Source organism: Saccharomonospora saliphila YIM 90502 (assembly GCF_000383795.1).
Taxonomy (GTDB): Bacteria; Actinomycetota; Actinomycetes; order Mycobacteriales; family Pseudonocardiaceae; genus Saccharomonospora; species Saccharomonospora saliphila.
Genome location: NZ_KB912683.1, coordinates 2293 through 4098, shown reverse-complemented (window position 1 = coordinate 4098; position 1806 = coordinate 2293). Strand labels below are relative to the sequence as shown.

Annotated in this window: 3 protein-coding genes; 2 read left to right on the top strand and 1 reads right to left on the bottom strand. The window is 72.3% G+C overall.

Going from position 1 to position 1806, the window contains the following annotated elements; translation table 11 throughout:
- Both SACSA_RS22995 and sugE read left to right on the top strand, forming a co-directional pair.
- Positions 1-416, top strand: a 416-nt coding sequence (locus SACSA_RS22995; protein ID WP_019816531.1) for an SAM-dependent methyltransferase, incomplete at its 5' end; no start/stop codon positions are given.
- A gap of 129 nt (positions 417-545) precedes the next feature.
- The gene (gene sugE, locus SACSA_RS0114000; protein WP_019816530.1) at positions 546-857 is read left to right on the top strand and encodes a quaternary ammonium compound efflux SMR transporter SugE; all 312 of its coding nucleotides are present in this window, start codon (positions 546-548) and stop codon (positions 855-857) included.
- 107 nt (positions 858-964) lie between these two features.
- Here the strand turns inward: sugE and SACSA_RS22990 are convergent.
- Positions 965-1806, bottom strand: an 842-nt coding sequence (locus SACSA_RS22990; protein WP_019816529.1) for an aminodeoxychorismate synthase component I, incomplete at its 5' end; no start/stop codon positions are given.

Genomic DNA, 1806 nt, shown 5'->3' with positions numbered 1-1806 from the left:
GGAGCGGCGAGCGCGCGCGGTGGCTCCGTGAGCTGGCCACGCAGACGCGGACGGTGGTGTTCTTCGAGTCGCCGCACCGGCTGGCGGCCACCCTGGCCGAGGCCGCCGAGGTGCTCGGCGTCGACCGGCGGGCGGCGGTGTGCCGGGAGCTGACCAAGACCTACGAACAGGTGCGCCGGGGCGGGCTCGGCGACCTGGCCGAGTGGGCGGCCGGCGGGGTCCGTGGTGAGATCACCGTGGTGCTGGCCGGTGCCGCACGGCGGTCGGTCGAGGTCGCCGACCTGGTGGACGAGGTGGCGGCACGGGTCGATGCGGGGGAACGTCTGAAGTCGGTCGCGGCCGAGGTCGCCGCGGCGGCGGGCGTGTCGAAGAAGGAACTCTACGATGCCGCCCTCCGCCGCAAGGGCTTGCCGTGACTGTGTGTTGGCATGTCGTCAAGGCCCCCTTCACTGCACTCAACGCAGTAAAGGAGGCCTTGACGACATGTCAACGGGCGAAAGGGGCCTTGTCGGCGGGGCTCCGGATGTCGAAGGAGGGGCGGCGGCGTGGCGTGGATCGTGCTGGTGGTGTCCGGGCTGCTGGAGACGGTGTGGGCGGTGGCACTCGAGGCCTCGCGGGGCTTCTCGCGCCTGCGGCCGAGCCTGTTGTTCGGCGTCGCGCTGGCGTTGAGCATGGGCGGGCTGGCCTTCGCGCTGCGCACGATCCCCGTCGGCACGGGTTACGCCGTGTGGGTCGGCATCGGTGCTGTCGGCACCGCGCTGTACGGGATGGTGTTTCTCGGCGAGGCGGCCACGGCCGCGCGGTTGGTCTGCCTCGCGCTGATCGTCGGCGGAGTGGTGGGGCTGAAGTTCGTGTGAGCGGGCGAGCCACCCGCGCTGTTGGTGTGCAGTCAAGGCCTCCTTGACTGCGCTCAACGCAGTGAAGGAGGCCTTGACGACACGCCAATAGCCACTCGTGCGCGGGGTTAGCGCGGAGTGTGCAACAGGGTCTCCAGTGGGGCGGCCTTGTGCAGGCACTCCTGCCACTCCGTTTCCGGGTCGGAGTCGGCCGTGATGCCGCCGCCGACGCCAAGGGACACGGTGCCGTCGGCGATCTCGAAGGTGCGGATGGCGACGCTGAGTTCCATCCCCGCTACCGGGGACGCGAGCCCCATCGCTCCCGTGTAGACGCCGCGGGCCTCGGGTTCCAGCTCGGCGACCAGGTCCAGCGCCCGCACCTTCGGCGCCCCGGTGACCGATCCCGGCGGGAACGTCGCGCGCAGCAGGTCGTCGTCGCCGCGGCCCTCGGCGAGCACGCCCTCCACCGTGGAGTCGAGGTGCCACACGCCGGGTGCCGGACGCACGGCGAGTAACTGCGGCACCCGCACACTCCCGACCGCGCAGACCCGCCCCAGATCGTTGCGCACGAGGTCGGTGATCATCACGTTCTCGGCGACGTCCTTGGTGGAGCGGCGCAGGGCATCGGCGTGGTGGTCGTCCTGCTCACCCCGGCGCGGTGCGGTGCCCTTGATCGGCGTGGAGCGGACCCGGCGTCCGGAGCGGGAGAGGAACAGCTCCGGCGACATCGACACCACCGCGCCCCAGTCGCCCGCCAGGTAGGCGCCCCGCGCTGGACGCAGCCGCGCCAGGCCCCCGGCGAACAACGCGGCCGGGTCGCCGTCGAACTCGCCGGTCAGGCGCGTGCAGACGTTGGCCTGGAACAACTCGCCGGCCTCGATGGCGTGCACGCACTCCTTGACCGCGTGGCGGTGTTCGGCGGGCAGTGGGCGCCGCAGCGTGCCGGGCAGCCAGCCCGCCTCCGGCTCGC